The organism is Achromobacter sp. 46006 (assembly GCF_059761975.1).
Genome location: NZ_JCBANN010000007.1, coordinates 120,465 through 139,308, shown reverse-complemented (window position 1 = coordinate 139,308; position 18,844 = coordinate 120,465). Strand labels below are relative to the sequence as shown.

17 protein-coding genes are annotated in these 18,844 nt (G+C 67.7%); 11 read left to right on the top strand and 6 right to left on the bottom strand.

Annotated features, from left to right (window positions below):
* Positions 1 to 24: 24 nt before the first annotated feature.
* Genes oprZ through AC6LKG_RS06395 form a run of 3 tightly spaced genes read right to left on the bottom strand, consistent with a single transcriptional unit; the run spans position 25 to position 5,732 of the window.
* On the bottom strand, positions 25 to 1,416 hold the full coding sequence (gene oprZ / locus AC6LKG_RS06405; RefSeq protein ID WP_498163560.1) for a multidrug efflux RND transporter outer membrane subunit OprZ: 1,392 nt from the start codon (positions 1,414 to 1,416) through the stop codon (positions 25 to 27).
* Positions 1,413 to 4,550, bottom strand: a complete 3,138-nt coding sequence (axyY, locus tag AC6LKG_RS06400) for a multidrug efflux RND transporter permease subunit AxyY (protein ID WP_498163559.1) — start codon at positions 4,548 to 4,550, stop codon at positions 1,413 to 1,415. Before axyY ends, oprZ begins: the two co-directional genes overlap by 4 nt.
* Before the next feature lie 6 nt (positions 4,551 to 4,556).
* Positions 4,557 to 5,732 carry a MexX/AxyX family multidrug efflux RND transporter periplasmic adaptor subunit gene (locus AC6LKG_RS06395; RefSeq protein ID WP_498163558.1) on the bottom strand — a complete coding sequence of 392 codons (1,176 nt, stop codon included), beginning with the start codon at positions 5,730 to 5,732 and terminating at the stop codon, positions 4,557 to 4,559.
* A gap of 240 nt (positions 5,733 to 5,972) precedes the next feature.
* On the opposite strand from AC6LKG_RS06395, the gene axyZ reads away from it, so the two are divergent.
* The 7 genes from axyZ (at position 5,973) to AC6LKG_RS06360 (ending at position 13,888) form a co-directional block, all read left to right on the top strand.
* The gene (gene axyZ, locus AC6LKG_RS06390) at positions 5,973 to 6,611 is read left to right on the top strand and encodes a multidrug efflux transcriptional repressor AxyZ (RefSeq protein WP_498163557.1); all 639 of its coding nucleotides are present in this window, start codon (positions 5,973 to 5,975) and stop codon (positions 6,609 to 6,611) included.
* Positions 6,612 to 6,687: 76 nt separating this feature from the next.
* On the top strand, positions 6,688 to 7,584 hold the full coding sequence (locus AC6LKG_RS06385) for a LysR family transcriptional regulator (RefSeq protein WP_498163556.1): 897 nt from the start codon (positions 6,688 to 6,690) through the stop codon (positions 7,582 to 7,584).
* Positions 7,585 to 7,827: 243 nt separating this feature from the next.
* Entirely contained in the window at positions 7,828 to 9,330 is a 1,503-nt protein-coding gene (locus AC6LKG_RS06380) for an ABC transporter substrate-binding protein (protein ID WP_498163555.1), read from the top strand.
* Positions 9,331 to 9,445: 115 nt separating this feature from the next.
* Complete coding sequence (locus tag AC6LKG_RS06375) at positions 9,446 to 11,245, top strand: gamma-glutamyltransferase family protein (RefSeq protein WP_498163554.1); 1,800 nt, start codon at positions 9,446 to 9,448, stop codon at positions 11,243 to 11,245.
* Positions 11,246 to 11,303: 58 nt separating this feature from the next.
* Positions 11,304 to 12,296 carry a diacylglycerol/lipid kinase family protein gene (locus AC6LKG_RS06370; RefSeq protein WP_498163553.1) on the top strand — a complete coding sequence of 331 codons (993 nt, stop codon included), beginning with the start codon at positions 11,304 to 11,306 and terminating at the stop codon, positions 12,294 to 12,296.
* The gene (locus AC6LKG_RS06365; RefSeq protein WP_498163552.1) at positions 12,293 to 13,087 is read left to right on the top strand and encodes a metallophosphoesterase family protein; all 795 of its coding nucleotides are present in this window, start codon (positions 12,293 to 12,295) and stop codon (positions 13,085 to 13,087) included. Before AC6LKG_RS06370 ends, AC6LKG_RS06365 begins: the two co-directional genes overlap by 4 nt.
* A 9-nt stretch (positions 13,088 to 13,096) precedes the next feature.
* Positions 13,097 to 13,888 (top strand): phosphatase PAP2 family protein, encoded by a 792-nt coding sequence (locus tag AC6LKG_RS06360; protein WP_498163551.1) that lies wholly within the window; start codon positions 13,097 to 13,099, stop codon positions 13,886 to 13,888.
* Here the strand turns inward: AC6LKG_RS06360 and AC6LKG_RS06355 are convergent.
* Genes AC6LKG_RS06355 through AC6LKG_RS06345 form a run of 3 tightly spaced genes read right to left on the bottom strand, consistent with a single transcriptional unit; the run spans position 13,859 to position 15,347 of the window.
* Positions 13,859 to 14,293 (bottom strand): NAD(P)-binding domain-containing protein, encoded by a 435-nt coding sequence (locus tag AC6LKG_RS06355; protein ID WP_498163550.1) that lies wholly within the window; start codon positions 14,291 to 14,293, stop codon positions 13,859 to 13,861. The two genes, AC6LKG_RS06360 and AC6LKG_RS06355, sit on opposite strands and share 30 nt — an antisense overlap.
* The gene (locus AC6LKG_RS06350; RefSeq protein ID WP_498163549.1) at positions 14,290 to 14,736 is read right to left on the bottom strand and encodes a PaaI family thioesterase; all 447 of its coding nucleotides are present in this window, start codon (positions 14,734 to 14,736) and stop codon (positions 14,290 to 14,292) included. Before AC6LKG_RS06350 ends, AC6LKG_RS06355 begins: the two co-directional genes overlap by 4 nt.
* Positions 14,733 to 15,347, bottom strand: a complete 615-nt coding sequence (locus AC6LKG_RS06345; RefSeq protein WP_498163548.1) for a TetR/AcrR family transcriptional regulator — start codon at positions 15,345 to 15,347, stop codon at positions 14,733 to 14,735. Before AC6LKG_RS06345 ends, AC6LKG_RS06350 begins: the two co-directional genes overlap by 4 nt.
* A gap of 433 nt (positions 15,348 to 15,780) precedes the next feature.
* On the opposite strand from AC6LKG_RS06345, the gene AC6LKG_RS06340 reads away from it, so the two are divergent.
* The 4 genes from AC6LKG_RS06340 (at position 15,781) to AC6LKG_RS06325 (ending at position 18,841) form a co-directional block, all read left to right on the top strand.
* Positions 15,781 to 16,938: a porin gene (locus tag AC6LKG_RS06340; RefSeq protein WP_498163547.1), complete on the top strand. Its 1,158-nt coding sequence runs from the start codon at positions 15,781 to 15,783 to the stop codon at positions 16,936 to 16,938.
* A 315-nt stretch (positions 16,939 to 17,253) separates the two neighbouring features.
* Positions 17,254 to 17,613 carry an NADH-quinone oxidoreductase subunit A gene (locus AC6LKG_RS06335; RefSeq protein ID WP_020924744.1) on the top strand — a complete coding sequence of 120 codons (360 nt, stop codon included), beginning with the start codon at positions 17,254 to 17,256 and terminating at the stop codon, positions 17,611 to 17,613.
* Positions 17,614 to 17,655: 42 nt separating this feature from the next.
* Complete coding sequence (locus AC6LKG_RS06330) at positions 17,656 to 18,132, top strand: NuoB/complex I 20 kDa subunit family protein (RefSeq protein WP_006217960.1); 477 nt, start codon at positions 17,656 to 17,658, stop codon at positions 18,130 to 18,132.
* 82 nt (positions 18,133 to 18,214) lie between these two features.
* Positions 18,215 to 18,841, top strand: a complete 627-nt coding sequence (locus AC6LKG_RS06325) for an NADH-quinone oxidoreductase subunit C (RefSeq protein ID WP_006389210.1) — start codon at positions 18,215 to 18,217, stop codon at positions 18,839 to 18,841.
* Positions 18,842 to 18,844: the final 3 nt, after the last annotated feature.

Here is an 18,844-nt window from a genome sequence, read left to right as displayed (position 1 = left end):
CCGCGGCGTGAAGACCGGGCCGCGTCAGGACGCCGGCGATGCGCCGTCGTCCCATCCCCCCAGCGCCTTGTACAGATCCACCGCATTGACCAGCCGGCGCTGCTGCAGCCGGATATATTCCTGCTCGGATTCGAACAGGCTGCGCTGGGCCTCCAGCGTCTCCAGGTAGTTCGCCACCCCGCGCGCATAGCGCCGCTCGGCCAGCCGCTGGCGTTCGCGGTCGGCGTCGCGCACCTTGCGCTGTGCCTCGATCTGGTCGCGCAGCGCATCGCGCGCCGACAGGGCGTCGGCCACGTCGCGGAACGCCGCCTGGATGCTGCCCTCGTACTGCGCCACCGCGATGTGCTTGCGGGTTTCGGCCAGCGACAGGTTGGCTCGGTTGCGCCCGGCATTGAAGATTGGCAGCGTCAGGCGCGGCGCGAAGGTCCAGCCGCCGGTGCCGCCGCTGAACAGATCCGAGAAGCGGCCGGCGGTGGTGCCGATGTCGGTGGTCAGCTGCACCGACGGGAAGAACGCCGCGCGAGCCGCGCCGATGTCGGCGTTGGCCGCGCGCAGCGCCTGTTCCGCCTGGCGCAGGTCGGGGCGGCGCGTCAGCAGCTCGGACGGCAGGCCGGCCGCCAGCGGCGTCAGCGTCTGGCTTTCGAGCGGCGTCGCATCGACGCCGACCGGCAGGGTGAAGTCGCCTGCCAGCAGGCCCAGCGCATGCCGCGCCAGGCTGGCCTCGCGGGTCAGCTCGGCGCGTGTGGCGCGCGAGCTTTCCACCAGCATCTGCGCGGTGCGCAGGCCGATGGCGGTCTCCAGCCCGGCGTCGTAGCGGCGCTGGGTCAGCTTGAGCGAGGTCTCGCGCAGCGCCAGCGTGTTGTCGGTCAGGCGCGACTGTTCGGCCAGGGAACGCTGGTTGAAGTAGGCCGTTGCCGTCTCCGCCACCAGCGCCAGCGTGGCGGCGCGGTGGGCCTCTTCGCTGGCCAGGTAGCGCGCCAACGCCGCGTCCGACAGACTCCGCACCCGGCCGAAGAAATCCAGCTCGAAGGCGGTGATGCCGACCGCGGCGCGGTAGCGGTTGGACACCGGCGTGCGCGGCTGGCCCGGCTCGGTGGCGCGGCCGCGGCTGAATTCGCCGCTGGCGTCGATGGCCGGCAAGCGTTCGGACTGCTGCACGCCGTACAGCGCGCGCGCCTCCTCGATGCGCAGCGCCGCCACCCGCAGGTCGCGGTTGTTGGCCAGCGCGGCCGCGATCCAGGCCTGCAGCGCCGGGTCGTTGAAATAGGCGCGCCAGTCCTGGGGCGCGGCAGCCTGGCCGGGTTGCGCCGGCGTATCGTATTGCGCCGGCACCGGCGCCGCGGGGCGCTCATGGGTGGGCGCCAGCGAGCAGCCGGACAGCGCCAGCGCCAGCAGGGTCATTGCCACGGGTTTCATGGCGTCGTCTCCAGCGATTCGCGGCCCTCGGGGCGCGCGGGGCGGGCGCGCATGCCGACCATGCGCCCCACGATGAGAAAGAACAGCGGCACCAGGAACACCGCCAGCACGGTGGCGGTGATGATCCCGCCCAGCACGCCGGTGCCGATGGCGGCCTGCGCGCCCGAGGCGGCGCCGTTGGCCAGCGCCAGCGGCAGCACGCCCACGCCGAAGGCTAGCGAGGTCATCACGATCGGCCGCAGCCGCAGCCGCGCCGCCTCGAGCGTGGCCGACAGGATGCCCTGGCCGTCGCGCACCAGATCCTTGGCCACTTCCACGATCAGGATCGCGTTCTTGGCCGACAGGCCGATGGTGGCGATCAGGCCGACCTTGAAGTAAATGTCGTTGGGCATGCCGCGCACGGTCACCCCCAGCAGCGCGCCGATCACGCCCAGCGGCACCACCAGGATTACCGCCAGCGGAATCGACCAGCTTTCATACAGGGCCGCCAGCGCCAGGAACACGATCAGCACCGACAACGCGAACAGCACCGGCGCCTGGTTGCCGGACAGCCGCTCTTCGTATGACTGGCCCGACCAGTCGAAGCCGATGCCGCGCGGCAGTTCGGCCGCCAGCGCCTCCATGGCGCGCATGGCCTCGCCGCTGCTGTGGCCCGGCGCCGCCGAGCCGTTGATGGTGAACGACGGGAAGCCGTTGTAGCGATTGAGCTGCGGCGGTCCCATCGACCACTTCAGCGTGGCGAACGCCGACAGCGGCACCATCTGGCCTTGCAGGTTGCGCACGTGCAGGCGCGAGATGTCATCCACGTCCACGCGGCGCTTGCCGTCGGCCTGCACCGTCACGCGCCGCACCTGGCCGTTGAGCATGAAGTCGCCGATGTAGTCCGAGCCATACATCACCGCCAGCGCGGTATTGATCTCGTCGATCGGCACGCCCATGGCCTGCGCCTTGTCACGGTCGATGCGCAACTGCAACTGCGGAGCGTCCTGCTGTCCGGCGAACACCACGTCCGCCAGCGCGGGATGCCCGGCCGCCGCCGCCAGCAGTTGCTGTCGTGCCCGCGCCAGGGCTTCGTGGCCCAGGCCGCCGCGGTCCTGCAGCCGGAAATCGAAGCCCGAGGTCGAGCCCAGGTCCGGCAGCGGCGGTGAATTGAGCGCGAATACCATCAGGTTCTTGCGGTGCGCAAAGGCTTCGTTGATGCGCTTGACCACTGCGCCGACGTGCTGCGACGGGGCGCGTCGTTCCTTCCAGTCCTTGAGCGTGACGAAGAACATGGCCGAGTTCGGGCCACTGCCGTACTGGCTGAAGCCGTTGACCGAGTACACGTACCGCACCGGCTCGTGCTCCATCATGTAGCGCTCCACGTCCTTGACCACCGCCATGGTCTCGGCCTGCGGCGCCCCTTGCGGCAGGATCACCATGGCCATGAAGCTGCCCTGGTCCTCGTCCGGCAGGAACGACGACGGCAGGCGCGCGAACAGCAGCGCCGCCACGCCGATCACCAGCGCGTAGGCCAGCCCGAAGCGCACCGGCCGCGCCAGCACGCCGGCCACGCGCGCCGTATAGCGCGCGGTCAGGCGCGCGAAGGCGCGGTTGAACCAGCCGAAGAAGCCGCGCTTCTCGTGGTGGCCCGCCGGGATCGGTTGCAACAGGCTGGCGCACAGCGCCGGCGTCAGCGACAGCGCCAGGAAGGCCGAGAACGCGATCGACACCGCCAGCGTCACGGCGAACTGGCGGTAGATGTTGCCCACCGCGCCATCGAAGAACGCCATAGGCACGAACACCGACACCAGCACCACCGTGATGCCGACGATGGCGCCGCTGATCTGGCCCATGGCCTTGACCGTGGCGTCATGCGGCGACAGGCCTTCCTCGGCCATGATGCGCTCGACGTTCTCGACCACCACGATGGCGTCGTCCACCAGGATGCCTATGGCCAGCACCATGCCGAACATCGTCAGCACGTTGATCGAATAGCCCAGCGCCAGCATCACCCCCAGCGTGCCCAGCAGCGCCACCGGCACCACCAGCGTCGGGATCAGCGTGGCGCGCAGGTTCTGCATGAACAGGTACATCACGCAGAACACCAGCGCCACCGCCTCCAGCAGCGTCATCAGCACCTTCCTGATCGAGATCTCGACGAAGGTGGAGGTCTCGTACGGGATGTCCCAGCTCACGCCCGGCGGGAAGTACTGCGCCAGTTCGCGCATCGTCTCGCGGATGCGGCGGGTGGTCTCGACCGCGTTCGAGCCGGGCGCCAGCTTGATGCCCAGGCCGGTGCCGGTCATGCCGTTGACGCGCGACAGGTACATGTAATCGGTGCCGCCCAGTTCCACCCGCGCCACGTCCTTCAGGCGCAGCGTGGCGCCGTCCGGCTGCGCCCGCAGCGGGATGTTGGCGAACTGTTCCGGCGTGTGCAGCGATTCACCCGCCACGATGCTGGCGTTCAGCGGCGCGTCCTGCGGCACGGCCTGGTTGCCCAGCTCGCCGATGGTGACGCGCGCATTGTGGCTGCGCAGCGCCGAGACGATGTCGCCCGGCGTCAGCGACAGGGCGGTGAGCTTGGCCGGATCCGGCCAGATGCGCATCGCCGCTTCCGCGCCGAACGACTGTACTTTGCCCACGCCCTCGACCCGCCGCAGCGCCTGCAGCACATTGGAGGCCGCCAGCTCGCCCAGTTGCATGTCGTCCAGGCTGCCGTCCGACTTCAGCGACACCACCAGTTGGATGTTGTCGGCCGCCTTCTCCACGCGCACGCCGTCGCGCCGCACCGATTCGGGCAGGCGCGGCTCGACCGCCTTCAGGCGGTTCTGCACTTCCACCGCCGCGAGGTCGGGATTGGTGCCTTGCTTGAAAGTCAGGTTGATGCTGGCCCAGCCGGTCGAATCGCTGCTGGACGAGGTGTACATCAGGCCCGGTGCACCGTTCATCTCGCGTTCGATGATGGCGGTGACGGCTTCCTCGACCACCTTGGCCGAGGCGCCGGGATAGCTGGCGCCGATGTTGACGACGGGCGGAGCGATGTCCGGATACTGCGCCACCGGCAGCGCGCGGATCGACAACAGGCCGACCAGCGCGATCAGCAGCGAGATCACCCATGCGAAAACGGGGCGATCGATAAAGAAACGCGCCATGGCGGTTTACCTTTTTTCTTTGTTTCCCGCGGTCGCCGCGGGCGCGCTCGGCGCGGCCCGCTCGACCGGTTTGATTTTCTGGCCGGGGGCCAGTTGCGCGGCGTTTTCGACCACCACGCGCTCGCCGCCTGTCAGGCCCTCGGTGATGACCCAGTTCGGGCCCAGCAGCCGATGCGCGGCCACCGGCACGCTGCGCAGTTCGCCATCGTCGCCTGCCACCAGCAGATGCGCGCCGCCGGCGCTGCGCAGCAAGGCGTCGCGCGGCACCAGGTAGGTGTCGTGGTTGACCGCCTGCTCCAGCCGTACCCGTACATACATGCCCGGCAGCAGCTCGCGGTCCGGGTTGTCGAACCGCGCGCGCATGGTCACGTTGTCGGTGCCCGGATCGACCGCCAGGTCGGCGAACGACAGCGTGCCGCCGCGGACGTATTCCGAACCGTCCGGCAACAGCAGGCGAACCCGCATCTGTTCGGGCGCTACGCTTTGCACCGCGCCGTCACGGATCTGCCTGCGCAACCGCATGACTTCGGCCACGGGTTGCGAAAAGTTGACGTAGATCGGATCGAGTTGCTGCACCACCGTCAGCGGGGTGGCCTGGCCTTCGCCGACCAGGGCGCCCTCGGTGACCAGCGCGCGCCGCGCGCGGCCGTCGATCGGCGAGGTGACGCGGGCGTACTCCAGGCGCAGCCTGGCGCTTTGCAGGTTGGCCTTGGCCAGTGCCACTTCGGCGCGCGCCTGGCGTTCCTCGGCCACGCTTTCCGCGTGGTCGCGTTCGCTGATGGCGCGGTCCGATACCAGGTCGGCGTAGCGGCGCAGCTTGTCGGCGGCGGCCGACAGATTGGCCTGGGCCCGCGCCAGGGAGGCGGCCGCGGAATCGTAGGCGGCCTGCAGCGGCGCCGGATCGATCTGGAACAGCGGCGCGCCGCGCGTCACCTCCTGGCCCTCTTCGTACAGGCGGTGGATGACGATGCCGGCCACGCGGGCACGGACTTCGGCTTCGCGATAGGGCTCCAGCCGGCCGGGCAGTTCGCTGGCGACGGCAGTGGGAGTGGCCCTGGCCACGATGACGCCGATTTCAGCGGGCGTTTTGGCGGTATCGACCGGGGTCTGCTTCGAACAGGCGGAAACAAGAACCAGTACGGATGCGATGGCGAGCGTTCTGAACGGGACTCGGTGCGGCATTTTTTAGAAATTATTGTGGATTGCCCATGGTGGGCGATGCGGGAAAGTGCGAGGGTTTTCCCTGTGGGGCTGGCAGTCTATCATTTAATCCGTCATGATTGATTAATTGTTTTGTTCGAAAGTATGCTGACGGCTGCACACTTCTTTACAGTGCGCGGACGGCGGCTCCCGCAAGGCGGGCCGCCGTTTTCGTGTCGTCCGTATTTCCCGCAACCCATTCATTTACAAGGAGATCTTTGTATGGCCCGCAAGACGAAAGAAGAATCGCAACGCACCCGCGATCGCATCCTGGACGCCGCCGAGCGCGTGTTCCTGTCCAAGGGGGTGGCCAGCACCACCATGAGCGATATCGCCGACTTCGCGGGCGTGTCGCGGGGCGCCGTCTACGGCCATTACAAGAACAAGATCGATGTCTGCATCGCCATGTGCGACCGGGCCCTGGGCGAGGCGGTGTCCTTGACCCGGGTCTCGACCGAGGGCGAGGCGCTGGAATCGCTCTACGCCTCCATGCGCCAGTACGTGCAGATCTATGCCGAGGAAGGCTCGGTGCAGCGCGTGCTGGAGATCCTCTACCTGAAGTGCGAGCGCAGTGACGAGAATGCGCCGCTTCTGCGCCGCCGCGACTTGTGGGAGCGCCACGCCCTGCGCACCTCCGAGAAACTGCTGCGCGCCGCCGTCAGCCGCGAAGACCTGCCGCCGGCGCTGGACGTGCGCCTGTCCAACGTCTACCTGCATTCCCTGATCGAGGGCGTGTTCGGCACTATCTGCTGGTCTGATCGTCTCAAGGGCGATATCTGGCCGCGCGTCGAGCGCATGCTCCGCGCCGGCATCGATACCCTGCGCCTCTCGCCCCAATTGCGCCTGCCCCAAGCCATCTAGGCACGCTGCCGCATTCGCGTTCCTGAGTGCCGCGCGGGCCCGCGCCGCGCGCGGCGACGGCCCCTACAATCCCGGCATGACCCTCAAGCAACTCGAAGCCTTCTACTGGGCCGCCACCTGCGCCAGTTTTGCCGTGGCAGCCGAGCGCCTGCACCTGTCGGTATCATCGCTCTCCAAGCGCATCGCCGAGCTGGAAGATGCGCTCGGCCAGCCGTTGTTCGACCGCAGCGGCCACAAGGCGGTGCTGACCGATGCCGGCCAGCGGCTGCTGCCGCAAGCGCGCGAACTGCTGGCCGCGGCCGACCAGATCCGCGCCTCCATGACCGAAACCCCGGGGCTGCGTGGCCGCTGCCGTTTCGGCGTGGGCGAACTGACCGCGCTGACCTGGCTGCCGCGCCTGATCGGTGTGGTGCGCGCCGCCTATCCCGATCTGGTGCTGGAACCCTACGTGGACATCGGCCAGGTGCTGGAGCAACGGGTCGCCGATGGCGAGCTCGACTTCGCCGTCATTGCCGGCCGTTCGTCGCGTCCCAGCATTGCCTCGACGCCGATCGGCGAGGCGGTGTTCGCCTGGGCCGCGGCGCCGTCCGTGCTGGATGGCGCCACCGACATGTCCGCCGAACTGCTGGCGCGCCTGCCGCTGGTGACCCTGCCGGCTGGCGCCGGCACCACCCGTATCATCGACGATTCGCTCGCCGGCCGTGACGGGGCCGGCGAGCGTCTGTGCTGCAACAACTGGGGCGCCATCGTCGGCCTGCTGATCGAGGGGACCGGGGTCGGGCTGTTGCCACGCCACTGGGCGCGCGCGCTGGAGGCCGAGGGCAGTCTGCGGGTGCTGCGTTGCGACCCCGAGCCGGCGGCGCTGCCATACGCCTTCCAATGCCGCCGCGGCGATGCCCGGCCGCTGGTCGCCAAGCTGCGCGCCGCGGTGGGCGCTGCGGTGGATTTCTCGGCGCCTTGCCGATTGCCTTGAAGGGCAGGCCGGCTCCGTCTCGGCGCACCTGTCCGCAAGGCGGTCGGTGGGCGCGGGGCGCGCGGGAGCGGCGGCCGCCGCTCTATACAATCGGCGCGCGCCTGGCGCAGAATCCGACAAGAGCGTGCGCAACGGGGGAATGGGCCCGGCGATGCGGCACGAGCGGGGTCTGTTCCCTCGATGCCGGGCGGCGCGCCGGCGGCGCGCGGGGAAGCGGACCCGCGGAATCGACGGAGATATCTCATGCGTAAACTCTGCCTCGCCATGACCATGGCGGGACTTCTGGCCAGCGGGCTGGCCCAGGCTCAATCGACCCTGCGGATCGGCCTGCAGGACGACCCGGACGTGCTCGATCCGGCCCGCGCCCGCACCTTCGTCGGCCGCATCGTGTTCGCCTCGCTGTGCGACAAGCTGGTCGATATCACGCCCGACCTGAAGTTCGTGCCGCAATTGGCGCAGTCCTGGAGCACCAGTGCGGACAACAAGACGCTGACCTTCAAGTTGCGCACCGATGCCGTGTTCCACGATGGCACGCCTGTCAATGCTGCCGCGGTCAAGGCCAACCTCGACCGCGCCCGCACGCTGCCCGACAGCAACCGCAAGAGTGAACTGGCTACCGTGGCCAGCGTCGACGCGCCGGATGCCAGCACCGTGGTGCTGCACCTGTCCGCACCCGATGCGTCGTTGCTGTCGCAGTTGTCAGACCGCGCCGGCATGATGATCTCGCCTGCTTCCTTCGACAAGGACCCCGGCGGCAAGCCGGTCTGCTCGGGCCCGTACCAGTTCAAGGAACGGGTGCAGAATGACCGCATCGTGCTGGAGAAATTCCCCAAGTACTGGGACGCCGGCAATTACCACTTCGATCGCGTGGTCTTCACGCCGATTCCCGACAATACCGTGCGCCTGAACAATCTGCGCGCCGGCGACCTGGACATCATCGAGCGGGTCGCGCCCAGCGACGCCAAGGCAGTCAAGGACGACGCCAACCTGCGCCTGGCGCCGGTCACCGGCCTGGGCTTCCAGTCGATCTCCATCAACCTGGGCAATGGCGCGCGCGCCAACAACCCGTTGGCCAAGGACAAGCGCGTGCGCCAGGCGCTCGACCTGGCCATCGACCGCGACGTGCTCAACCAGGTCATCGGCGAAGGCCAGTACCAGCCGGCCTACCAGCCGTTCCCGCCGGCCAGCTTCGCCTACAACAAGTCGTTCGAGCACGCCGGCCGCGATCCGAAGAAGGCCCAGGCCTTGCTGAAGGAGGCGGGCTTCGACCGCGTCAAGTTCGAGATCACCTTCGGCAACAACACCACCATGCAACAGGTGTTCGAACTGGTGCAGGCCATGGGCGCCGAAGCCGGCTTCGACATCACCCTGCGCCCGGTCGAGTTCGCCTCGCTGCAATCGTCGCTGGCGCGGGGCGACTTCGAAGTCGGCCAGAGCGGCTGGTCCGGGCGTGTCGACCCCAGTGGCAACATCCACCAATACCTGAGCTGCAAGGGCAATCTCAACGATGGCAAGTTCTGCGATCGGCAGGCCGACAAGCTGCTCAATGAGGCCCGCGCCGAGCCCGACCCCGCCAAGCGCCGCGCCCTGTATGACCAGGTGCTGACTGTGATGCAGGAACAACGCCCCATCATCTATCTGTTCTACCTGCCCTGGACCTTCGGCGCACAGAAGAAGGTGCAAGGTTTCGTGCCGTATCCCGACGGCCTGATCCGCCTGAAGGGTGTCAGCCTCGCCAAGCAATAGGCCAGCGCCCGCGGGACCCGGATGCGGGTCCCGTTTTCTTTTCCTCCCGTGGCCAGCGGCCGGCGGCGCCATTTCCGGCCGGCCGCGGCGCGCCGTCCCGCAACAGGATCGCACCATGTTTACGACTCGCCCGGAAATCCTTGGCACCTTCGGTGTCGTGACCTCCACCCATTGGCTGGCCAGTTCGGCCGGCATGTCGCTGCTGGAGCGCGGCGGCAACGCCTTCGACGCCTGTGTCGCCTCGGCCTTCGTGCTGCAGGTGGTCGAACCCCACCTGGTCGGCCCGGCCGGCGAAGTGCCGGCGGTGTTCTATTCCGCGCGCACCGGGCGCGTCGAAGTGTTGTGCGGCCAGGGCGCGACGCCCGCCGCCGCCACGCTCGAGCGCTACCGCGCCGAAGGCCTCAAGCTGATCCCCGGCAACGGCCTGCTCGCCACCGTCATCCCCGGCGCCTTCGACGCCTGGATGCAGTTGCTGCGCGACCACGGCACGATGCGGGTGCGCGACGTGCTGGAACCCGCCATCTACTACGCCGGGCATGGGCACGCGCTGATGCCGCGCATCTCCAACACCATCGCCGGCCTGAAGGACTTCTTCCAGGCCCACTGGCCCACCACCGCGCAGGTCTACCTGCCCGGCGGCAACGTGCCCGAGGCCCGCAAGCTGTTCCGCAATCCGGCGCTGGCCGCCACCTGGACCCGCGTGCTGCAGGCGGCCGAACAGGCCGGCGCCGACCGCGAACGCCAGATCGAGGCGGCCCGCGATGCTTTCTACCGCGGCTTCGTCGCCGAGGCCATCGACAAGTTCGCGCGCGGCACCGAGGTCATGGATGAAAGCGGCCAGCGCCATCGGGGCGTGATCACCGCCGACGACCTGGCCGGCTGGTCGGCCAGCTACGACCAGCCCGCCACCTATGACTACCACGGCTACACCGTGGCCAAGGCAGGCGCCTGGAGCCAGGGGCCGGTGTTCCTGCAGACCCTGGCGCTGCTCAAGGACATGGACCTGGCCGGCGTCGGCCCGACCAGCGCCGAGTTCGTGCACCGCGTCACCGAGGCCATGAAACTGGCCTTCGCCGACCGCGAGGCCTACTACGGCGATCCGGCCTTCGTCGACGTGCCGCTGGCGCAATTGCTGTCCGACGAGTACAACGACGCGCGCCGCGCCCTGATCGGCGAGCAGGCCTCGCAGGACCTGCGGCCCGGCGTGATTCCCGGCTTCGAGGCGCAGGTGGCGCGAGTGATGGACACGCTGCAGCGCCTGTCCAGGGTCTCGGCCCCCGGCAGCGCGACCAACGAACCGACGCTGGCCGATATGCGCGCCTCGGTCAAGCGCGGCGACACCACTCACGTCGACGTCATCGACCGCTGGGGCAACATGATCTCGGCCACGCCGTCCGGCGGCTGGTTCCAGTCCTCGCCGGTGATCCCGGAACTGGGCTTCGGCCTGAACACCCGCGCCCAGATGTTCTGGCTGGAAGAGGGCCTGCCGGGCACGCTGGCGCCGGGCAAGCGTCCGCGCACCACGCTGACGCCGTCGCTGGCGCTGCGTGAGGGCCGGCCCTACCTGGCATTCGGCACACCCGGCGGCGACCAGCAAGAGCAATGGCAACTGCTGTTCTTCCTGCGCCACGCGCACCATGGCCTGAACCTGCAGGAAGTCATCGACCTGCCGATGTCGCACACCATGCATTTCCCCACCTCGTTCTACCCGCGCGACCGCAAGCCGGGGCATCTGGCGGTGGAAAGCGGCTTCGGCGCCGAGACCATCGCCGCGCTGCGCGCCCGCGGCCACCACATCGAGGAAGTGCCGCAATGGTCGGTAGGCCGCCTGACCGCCGCTTCGCGCGACGCCGACGGCCTGCTGCATGCGGCCGCCACGCCGCGCCTGATGCAGGCCTACGCGGTCGGCCGCTGAGCCGCGTGCCGGCGCGCCCGCCCGGCGCGCGCCGGCACGGTTGCGGCGATTTGCCGCCATGGGCTATCTTTTGCCCATGACGCCTATCCAGCAGAGCCCGGCGACCGGGGCTCCTCCCCTCGCGGGACACGAACCTCTCTTCATCGTCCTGAACACCGGCTCCGGGCGCGGCGACGCGCAAGCGCTGCAGGACATCATCCGCCGCGTGCTCGACGAGGCCGGCCGACGCTATCAGCTGATGCCGGTCGACGATCCGACGCGCCTGGTCGCCACCGCCCGCGACGCCGTGGCGCAGGCGCGCCAGGCCAACGGCATCGTGGTCGCCGCGGGCGGCGACGGCACCCTCAACGCCGTAGCCGGCCAGGTGCTCGGGCAGGGCGTGCCGTTCGGCATCCTGCCGCAAGGCACCTTCAATTACTTCGGCCGCCGCTATGGCATCTCGCAGGACACCGAAGCCGCGCTGCGCGGTTTGCTGGGCGGCGAGCTGCGGCCGGTGCAGGTCGGCCTGCTCAACGGCCGCCTGTTCCTGGTCAATGCCAGCCTGGGCCTGTATCCGCAGTTGCTCGAAGATCGCGAAGCCTACAAGCAGCGCTTCGGCCGCAGCCGCCTGGTGGCGTTGTGGTCAGGTCTGGTGACGCTGCTGCGCGCGCCGCGCCAGCTCAGCCTGAGGCTCGACTACGAAGGGCGCATGCGCGAGCTGCGGTCGCCCACCCTGGTGGTGGGCAACAACCGCCTGCAACTGGAACACATCGGCATCGATCCCGCCGAACTGGACCGCAACCGCCTGGTGGCCATGGCCGCGCGCCCGGTCGGCACGCTGGCGCTGTACGGCCTGCTGCTGCGCGGCCTGTTCAGCCGCCTGGGCGATGCCGAACACGTCGTCAGCTTCGCCTTCGACCGCCTGACGGTCTCGATTCGCGGTCGGCGCCGCGTCAAGGTCGCCATGGACGGCGAAATCTCCTGGATGGACACGCCGCTGGAATTCAAGGTGTCCGACACCCCGCTGCCGCTGGTGGTGCCGGCCGAAACGCCGGATCCGGAGCGCCCATGACGCGCATCCTGCAATTCTCGGATACCCATTTCGGCACCGAGCGCAAGCCGGTACTCGAGGCCGCGCTGGACCTGGCGCGCACGCTGGCGCCAGACCTGGTCGTGATCAGCGGCGACATCACCCAACGCGCCCGGCGCGGCCAGTTCGCCGCCGCCCGCAAGTTCATCGAGCGCCTGTCGCTGCCGGTGCTGGCGGTGCCGGGCAACCACGACATTCCGCTGTTCAACCTGTTCGCGCGCGCGCTCAACCCTTACGGCAACTACAAGCGCGCGCTCGGCGCCGTGCTCGAACCGGTCTACGAAACAGGCGGCCTGCTGGCCATCGGCGTCAACACCACTCGGCCGCGCCGCCACAAGGACGGCGAGATATCCGAGGTCCAGATCGCGCGGGTGGCGCAGCGCCTGCGCCAGGCCCGGCCCGGCCAGTTGCGCGTGGTGGTGGCGCACCATCCGGTGCGCGCCAAAGTCGAATCCGATCGCTTCAACCTGCTGATCGGGCGCGAGCGGGCGCTGGCGGCCTGGGCCGAAGCCGGTGTCGACCTGATCCTGGGCGGCCATATCCATCTGCCCTACGTGCTGCCCGCCAGCGCCGATCCGGCCCTGGCGGCCGGCTGGGCGGTGCAGGCCGGCACCACCTGCTCGCGCCGGGTGCGCGGCAACATTCCCAATTCCGTCAATGTCATCACCCGCGAGGGCGAAGGCGAAACCCGTGCCTGCCATGTCGAGCGCTGGGACTACGCCGACGCCACCCATGCCTTCGCGCCGGTCGACAAGACCTTGGTGACGGGGTAGGGAGCGGCAATGGGAATCGGCACGGACGCCTCGCTTATCGACGCCTGCGCGGAATGGGTGTCGGTCCATGCGCTGTTGTTGTTCCTGCTGCTGCCGCTGGGCGCGGCGGCGGTCGCGGTGGCGATGGCACGCATCGGCGCGCGGGCCTCGCCGGGGCTGCGCGCGGCCGGCTGGGGCGGGGCGGTGGCGCTGGCCGGCGCGCTGTTCCTGGAGCTCGCGCACGCGGTGACGCGGCCGGGGGGGGTGGTGGAGTTCGACAGCGCCCTGGCCGGTGCGCTCAGCATGTCGATGGGCGATTCCCTCTTGTGGCTGCTGTCCTGGTTTACCACGCTGGGCGATCGCAATGTCCTGACGGTGCTCGCCATCTTGATGACCCTCGCGCTGTTGGCGCGCCGCCATTGGGGGCTGGCGCTCTTCTGCGTGGCCGCCACCGGCGGTGGCGGACTGATCAACCGTTTCCTCAAGCACGGCTTCGAACGCGCGCGACCCGAGCACGATCACGGATTTGCCACCGCGCTGGGCTGGAGCTTTCCCAGCGGTCACGCCTCGGCCGCGATGGCGGTGTACGGCGCGGCCTGCTACCTGGCCTGGCGCCTGGCGCCCGCGCCCTGGAGGCTGCCGGGCGTGGCGCTGGCGGCGGGGCTGGTGATGGCGATCGGCCTGAGCCGTGTCCTGCTGCAAGTGCATTTCGCCAGCGACGTGGTGGCGGGCTTCGCCATCAGCTTCGCCTGGCTGGTGTTGTGCGTTGCCGTGGCCGAAAGCCAGGCGGCCTCAGCACGGCGCGATCAGGGCGTTCAATAGGCGGGCGTCGGGTGCTCCATCCGGGTGCTGCCGCAACGGCGCGCAGGCGTAGCGGCCGCCGGCAGTGGTGATCGCCTGATCCAGGCGGCGCGCGCGCTCGGCCGGCGGCGGTTGCAGGTCCACGATCAGCTTGCCCGCCACGGGCGCGGTCACCGCGCCGTCGCTGAAGCGCTCCAGCGTGCGGTCGATCTCGCGCTCGCGCGGCAGGGCCAGCACGATGGTGTCGGATTCGGCCAGGGCTTCGCGCGCGGAGGTCGCCAAGGTGGCGCTGCCACGGAAATCCTCGCAACGGTCCGGATCGATGTCATAGACCGTCAGGGCGATGTCGGGTTCGGCGGCAAGCAGGCGTCGCGCCGCCTGGGTGCCGGCGCGGCCCATGCCGACGATGCTGATGCGCGGGCTCATGGCTTGGGCACCGACCAGGTGCTGACGATATGGGCCAGCGGCTCATCGCTGCCGGCGGCGGTCAGGATGACCTCGCCCGCCGCCAGGCGCCCCACCTTGAGCAGGCGTGCATCGGCGTGGATCGCACCGGCCGGGCTCTTGCGCAGGAAATTGATGGTCAGGCTGGCGGTCACCGCGTGGGCCTGGCCGGTGGCGCCGACCACCGCGGCATACATGGCCAGATCGGCCAGTCCCATCAGCATCGGACCGGCAACGATGCCGCCAAGCCGCTGGTGGCTGTCGCGCGCGGGCAGCACGGCCCGCGCGGTGCCGCGGCCGATGTGCCGGACCTCGATGCCGAGCAGGAGCGAAAAAGGGTGCTGCTCGGCCAGCAGCAGCCGGAAGTCGGCCAGGCTGATCAGTGGCGCATCCGAGTCGGCGCAGGGCAGGGTCGTGGCGGTCATTGTTGTTCCAGCGCGAGGCAGTAATGATCCAGCAGCACATCGGCCTGCTGGCCCAGTGATTTCAGGCGGCGGGTGTGCAGCAGCAGCAACAGCCCGATCAGGTATGTGAAGACATTCATCTGTTCGACCCGCACCCGCTCGGCCGCCCAGGCCTTGGTGCGGGCCAGGGCCTCGCCCAGCACGTCGACGCATTGCCGCAACCGGTCGTTGAGCTGCTCGTCCAGGTCGCGGCCGAGCCCGCGCGGGCCCGCACCCTGGAACAGATACAGCCCGAGCGAGAAGTCGGTACGGCGCTTGGCGTAGTAGCCGAAAAAAGCCTGGATGGTCCGGCGCGCCGCCGTGGCGCAAGCGCTGGCGGCGGTCGCGTCCAGCAGGTGGGCATGCAGGCGCTGCAGGGATTCGTCCAGCAGGGCGCCATAAAGCGCCTCCTTGCCCGCGAACCAGGGATAGATCGCGCCCGTCGTGCAGCCGGCTTCCTTGGCAATGGCGCGCAGGCTGGTCTGCTCCAGGCCGTCGCGTTCGAATACGCGCTGGGCGGCGTCCAGGATCAGTTGCCGCCGCAGGGCGGTCAGGCGTTCGTTGCGGTCGGTGCGCGGCGTGCTGGTGGTCATTGAAGAATATCCGGGTGTTCTTGAATAATATCGACGCTTTATTTAAATAACAATGTTATCCAGAGACGCGGAGGAGGGCGGCTGCGCTTGCGCCTGGCGGTGCCGCCACCGGCTTGGCGGGAGCTTGGGATCGGTCTGAAAACGGAGCCTAAAGAAACCTCGGATCAGTTCAATAAATATTAGGGCCAGGGCTGAAAGTCGCATGGATACGTGGTCATTGGTAAAAAGCAGGGTTAGCCCTAGGCGGAGTTGGTCTGATGTTGCAATATCCCAACAGGCCTGTCGCAAACCTGCACTTTTCTGGTGTCGACCATAGCCAGTCCCCCCGATTTTTGATGCAATAGCGTCAACTTCCCTTCGCGGAGTTAGGGGGGCGGCAGGCTGGTTTGCTGGATTGCTGCTCTTGTCACTCAAATCAACGGAGATTTCTTAAATGAAAAAGACTCTGCTCGCTGCCGCCCTGCTCGCCGGTTTTGCCGGTGTCGCCCAGGCAGAAACGTCTGTCACCCTGTACGGCATCATCGACACGGGCCTCGGCTACAACAAGATCAGCGGCGGTACCGACGCTCAGAACGGCAGCAAGTTCGGCATGATCAACGGCGTGCAAAACGGTTCGCGCTGGGGTCTGCGTGGTTCGGAAGATCTGGGTGACGGCCTGCGCGCTGTTTTCCAACTGGAATCGGGTTTCGACTCGGGTAACGGCAAGTCGGCCCAAGGCGGTCGTCTGTTCGGCCGTCAAGCCACGATCGGTCTGGCCAGCGACAGCTGGGGCCAAGTGGACTTCGGTCGTCAAACCAACATCGCCTCGAAGTACTTCGGTTCGATCGATCCGTTCGGTGCTGGTTTCGGTCAAGCCAACATCGGTCTGGGCCTGAGCGCCGCGAACACCGTCCGCTACGACAACATGGTCATGTACCAGACCCCGTCGTTCAGCGGCTTCCAGTTCGGCATTGGCTACTCGTTCAGCGCTGACGACACCAAGGACGGCGCTGCTCAGTTCAACGCTGACGGCACGCTCAAGAGCAACCCGAACCAAACCGGCTTCCGCACCGCCGACAACACCCGCGCCATCACGACCGGCCTGCGTTACGTCAACGGCCCGCTGAACGTCGCCCTGGCCTATGACCAGCTGAACGCCTCGAACAAGCTGGCCCAGGGCCAGGTTGACGCCACCCCGCGTCAATACTCCATCGGCGGTTCGTACGACTTCGAAGTCGTGAAGCTGGCTCTGGCCTACGCTCGCACGACCGACGGCTGGTTCGGTAGCCAAGATACCAAGACTTCGGCTGGCTCGATCGGCTTCGGCACCAACGCCTTCGCTGATGGTTTCAAGGCCAACTCGTACATGGTCGGTCTGTCGGCCCCCATCGGCGGCGCCAGCAAGTTGTTCGGTTCGTGGCAGCGTGTGTCCGCGTCGAACGACAAGCTGACCGGCGACGACGCCACGATGAACGTGTTCAGCCTGGGCTACACCTACGACCTGTCCAAGCGTACCAACCTGTACGCCTACGGTTCGTATGCCAAGAACTACGCGTTCCTGGATGGCGTCAAGTCGAGCGCCGTCGGCGTCGGCCTGCGTCACCGCTTCTAATCGACAGCAGGACGCGAGTCCTGCCTCGATTATCGCGTGTGCATGAGCGGGCTGCGGTCCGCTCATATGAAGCCACCCTCCGGGGTGGCTTTTTTATTTGGGTTGGGCTTGTCGGGGTGGGGTGATGGGTGTTTTAAAGTGTGCGCGGCGCGGCCGGACTTGGATTGCGGTATGCTGTCTGCGCCCCGTCAAAGACTGCGATTGTTCTACCGGAGAAATGCAGTCTTTCACCTGTTGTTCACGCTACAGAGTTCAGCCGGAAGTAACCGCGCGAATGCTACAATCCTAAGGTTTGCGCATTTGACGGACGCCTGAATGAACCTGCAACAGTATTTCCCCGTCCTGCTGTTTATCGTAGTGGCCACCCTTATCGGGTTCGCGCTTCTGACGGCCGGCTCCCTCCTTGGCCCGCGGCGTCCCTACGCCGAGAAGCTATCCCCCTATGAGTGCGGCTTCGAAGCGTTCGAAGACGCGCGCATGAAGTTTGACGTGCGCTACTACCTGGTGGCGATTCTGTTCATTCTTTTCGACCTGGAAATCGCGTTCCTGTTCCCGTGGGCCATCGCCCAGGGCACGGTTGGAATCGTCGGCTTCTGGACGGTCATGGTTTTCCTCGCCGTGTTGACCGTCGGCTTCATCTACGAATGGAAAAAGGGCGCGCTGGACTGGGAATGACCCGCCGGGTTATTTCATCACCGCACGCTATCAGAGACGAATATGGCTATAGACGGCATTCTCAAGCAAGGGTTCATCACAACCAGCGCCGACAAGTTCCTTAACTGGGCGAAAACCGGCTCCATGTGGCCCATGACCTTCGGCCTGGCCTGTTGCGCGGTCGAGATGATGCACGCGGGCGCGGCCCGCTACGACCTGGACCAGTTCGGCATCATCTTCCGCCCCAGCCCGCGCCAGTCCGACCTGATGATCGTGGCCGGCACGCTGTGCAACAAGATGGCGCCGGCGCTGCGCAAGGTCTACGACCAGATGCCCGAACCGCGTTGGGTGGTGTCGATGGGCTCCTGTGCCAACGGTGGCGGTTACTACCACTACTCGTATTCCGTGGTGCGCGGCTGCGATCGCATCGTACCGGTAGACGTCTACGTGCCGGGCTGCCCGCCTACGGCCGAGGCGCTGGTCTACGGCTTGCTGCAGATGCAGAACAAGATCCGTCTGACCAACACGATTGCGCGCTGAGTTTGCGCTCCGGTCCGTGGCCGCCGCAAATGCCGCCGCAGGATCCCGCGAAACAGCGTATCGGTTCACCTAAGCGTACAAGATGATGACCAGGCTCGAAACCCTGAAAAACAATTTGCAGACCACCCTCGGTGCGGATATCGCGCTGACCGAGGCGCTGGGCGAGCTGACGCTCGAAGTGCCCGCGGAACAATGGTTCTCCGTCTGCAACAAGCTGCGCACCGAAGCCGGCCTGCGCTTTGAAATCTGTATCGACCTCTGTGGCGTCGACTACCTCACCTGGGGCAACGGCACGCGCCAACTGCCCGAGGAAGCCAACGCCAAGGTGCATCGCGCGCGTTTCGCCGTGGTCGCGCACCTGCTGTCGGTCGAGAACAACTGGCGCCTGCGCGTGCGCACCTGGGCGCCCGATGACGAATTCCCGATGGTCGCCTCGCTGATGGAATGCTGGCCGGCCGTGGGCTGGTTCGAGCGCGAGGCGTTCGACCTGTACGGCATCGTCTTCGAAGGCCACCCGGACCTGCGCCGCATCCTGACCGACTACGGCTTCATCGGCCACCCGTTCCGCAAGGACTTCCCGCTCTCCGGCACCGTCGAAATGCGCTACGACCCGGAACAGAAGCGCGTCATTTACCAGCCCGTCACGATCGACCCGCGCGAGATCACGCCGCGCGTGGTGCGCGAAGACACCTACGGCTTGGGACGTTGAATC

Excerpts from the sequence above, each read along its gene's own strand:
- AC6LKG_RS06360 (WP_498163551.1), top strand. The coding sequence starts at position 13,097 with ATGGGAATCGGCACGGACGCCTCGCTTATCGACGCCTGCGCGGAATGG.
- AC6LKG_RS06375 (WP_498163554.1), top strand. The coding sequence starts at position 9,446 with ATGTTTACGACTCGCCCGGAAATCCTTGGCACCTTCGGTGTCGTGACC.
- AC6LKG_RS06345 (WP_498163548.1), bottom strand. The coding sequence starts at position 15,347 with ATGACCACCAGCACGCCGCGCACCGACCGCAACGAACGCCTGACCGCC.
- AC6LKG_RS06340 (WP_498163547.1), top strand. The coding sequence starts at position 15,781 with ATGAAAAAGACTCTGCTCGCTGCCGCCCTGCTCGCCGGTTTTGCCGGT.
- axyY (WP_498163559.1), bottom strand. The coding sequence starts at position 4,550 with ATGGCGCGTTTCTTTATCGATCGCCCCGTTTTCGCATGGGTGATCTCG.
- AC6LKG_RS06370 (WP_498163553.1), top strand. The coding sequence starts at position 11,304 with ATGGGCTATCTTTTGCCCATGACGCCTATCCAGCAGAGCCCGGCGACC.
- oprZ (WP_498163560.1), bottom strand. The coding sequence starts at position 1,416 with ATGAAACCCGTGGCAATGACCCTGCTGGCGCTGGCGCTGTCCGGCTGC.
- AC6LKG_RS06335 (WP_020924744.1), top strand. The coding sequence starts at position 17,254 with ATGAACCTGCAACAGTATTTCCCCGTCCTGCTGTTTATCGTAGTGGCC.
- AC6LKG_RS06325 (WP_006389210.1), top strand. The coding sequence starts at position 18,215 with ATGATGACCAGGCTCGAAACCCTGAAAAACAATTTGCAGACCACCCTC.
- AC6LKG_RS06365 (WP_498163552.1), top strand. The coding sequence starts at position 12,293 with ATGACGCGCATCCTGCAATTCTCGGATACCCATTTCGGCACCGAGCGC.
- AC6LKG_RS06395 (WP_498163558.1), bottom strand. The coding sequence starts at position 5,732 with ATGCCGCACCGAGTCCCGTTCAGAACGCTCGCCATCGCATCCGTACTG.
- AC6LKG_RS06330 (WP_006217960.1), top strand. The coding sequence starts at position 17,656 with ATGGCTATAGACGGCATTCTCAAGCAAGGGTTCATCACAACCAGCGCC.
- AC6LKG_RS06380 (WP_498163555.1), top strand. The coding sequence starts at position 7,828 with ATGCGTAAACTCTGCCTCGCCATGACCATGGCGGGACTTCTGGCCAGC.
- AC6LKG_RS06355 (WP_498163550.1), bottom strand. The coding sequence starts at position 14,293 with ATGAGCCCGCGCATCAGCATCGTCGGCATGGGCCGCGCCGGCACCCAG.
- AC6LKG_RS06385 (WP_498163556.1), top strand. The coding sequence starts at position 6,688 with ATGACCCTCAAGCAACTCGAAGCCTTCTACTGGGCCGCCACCTGCGCC.
- axyZ (WP_498163557.1), top strand. The coding sequence starts at position 5,973 with ATGGCCCGCAAGACGAAAGAAGAATCGCAACGCACCCGCGATCGCATC.
- AC6LKG_RS06350 (WP_498163549.1), bottom strand. The coding sequence starts at position 14,736 with ATGACCGCCACGACCCTGCCCTGCGCCGACTCGGATGCGCCACTGATC.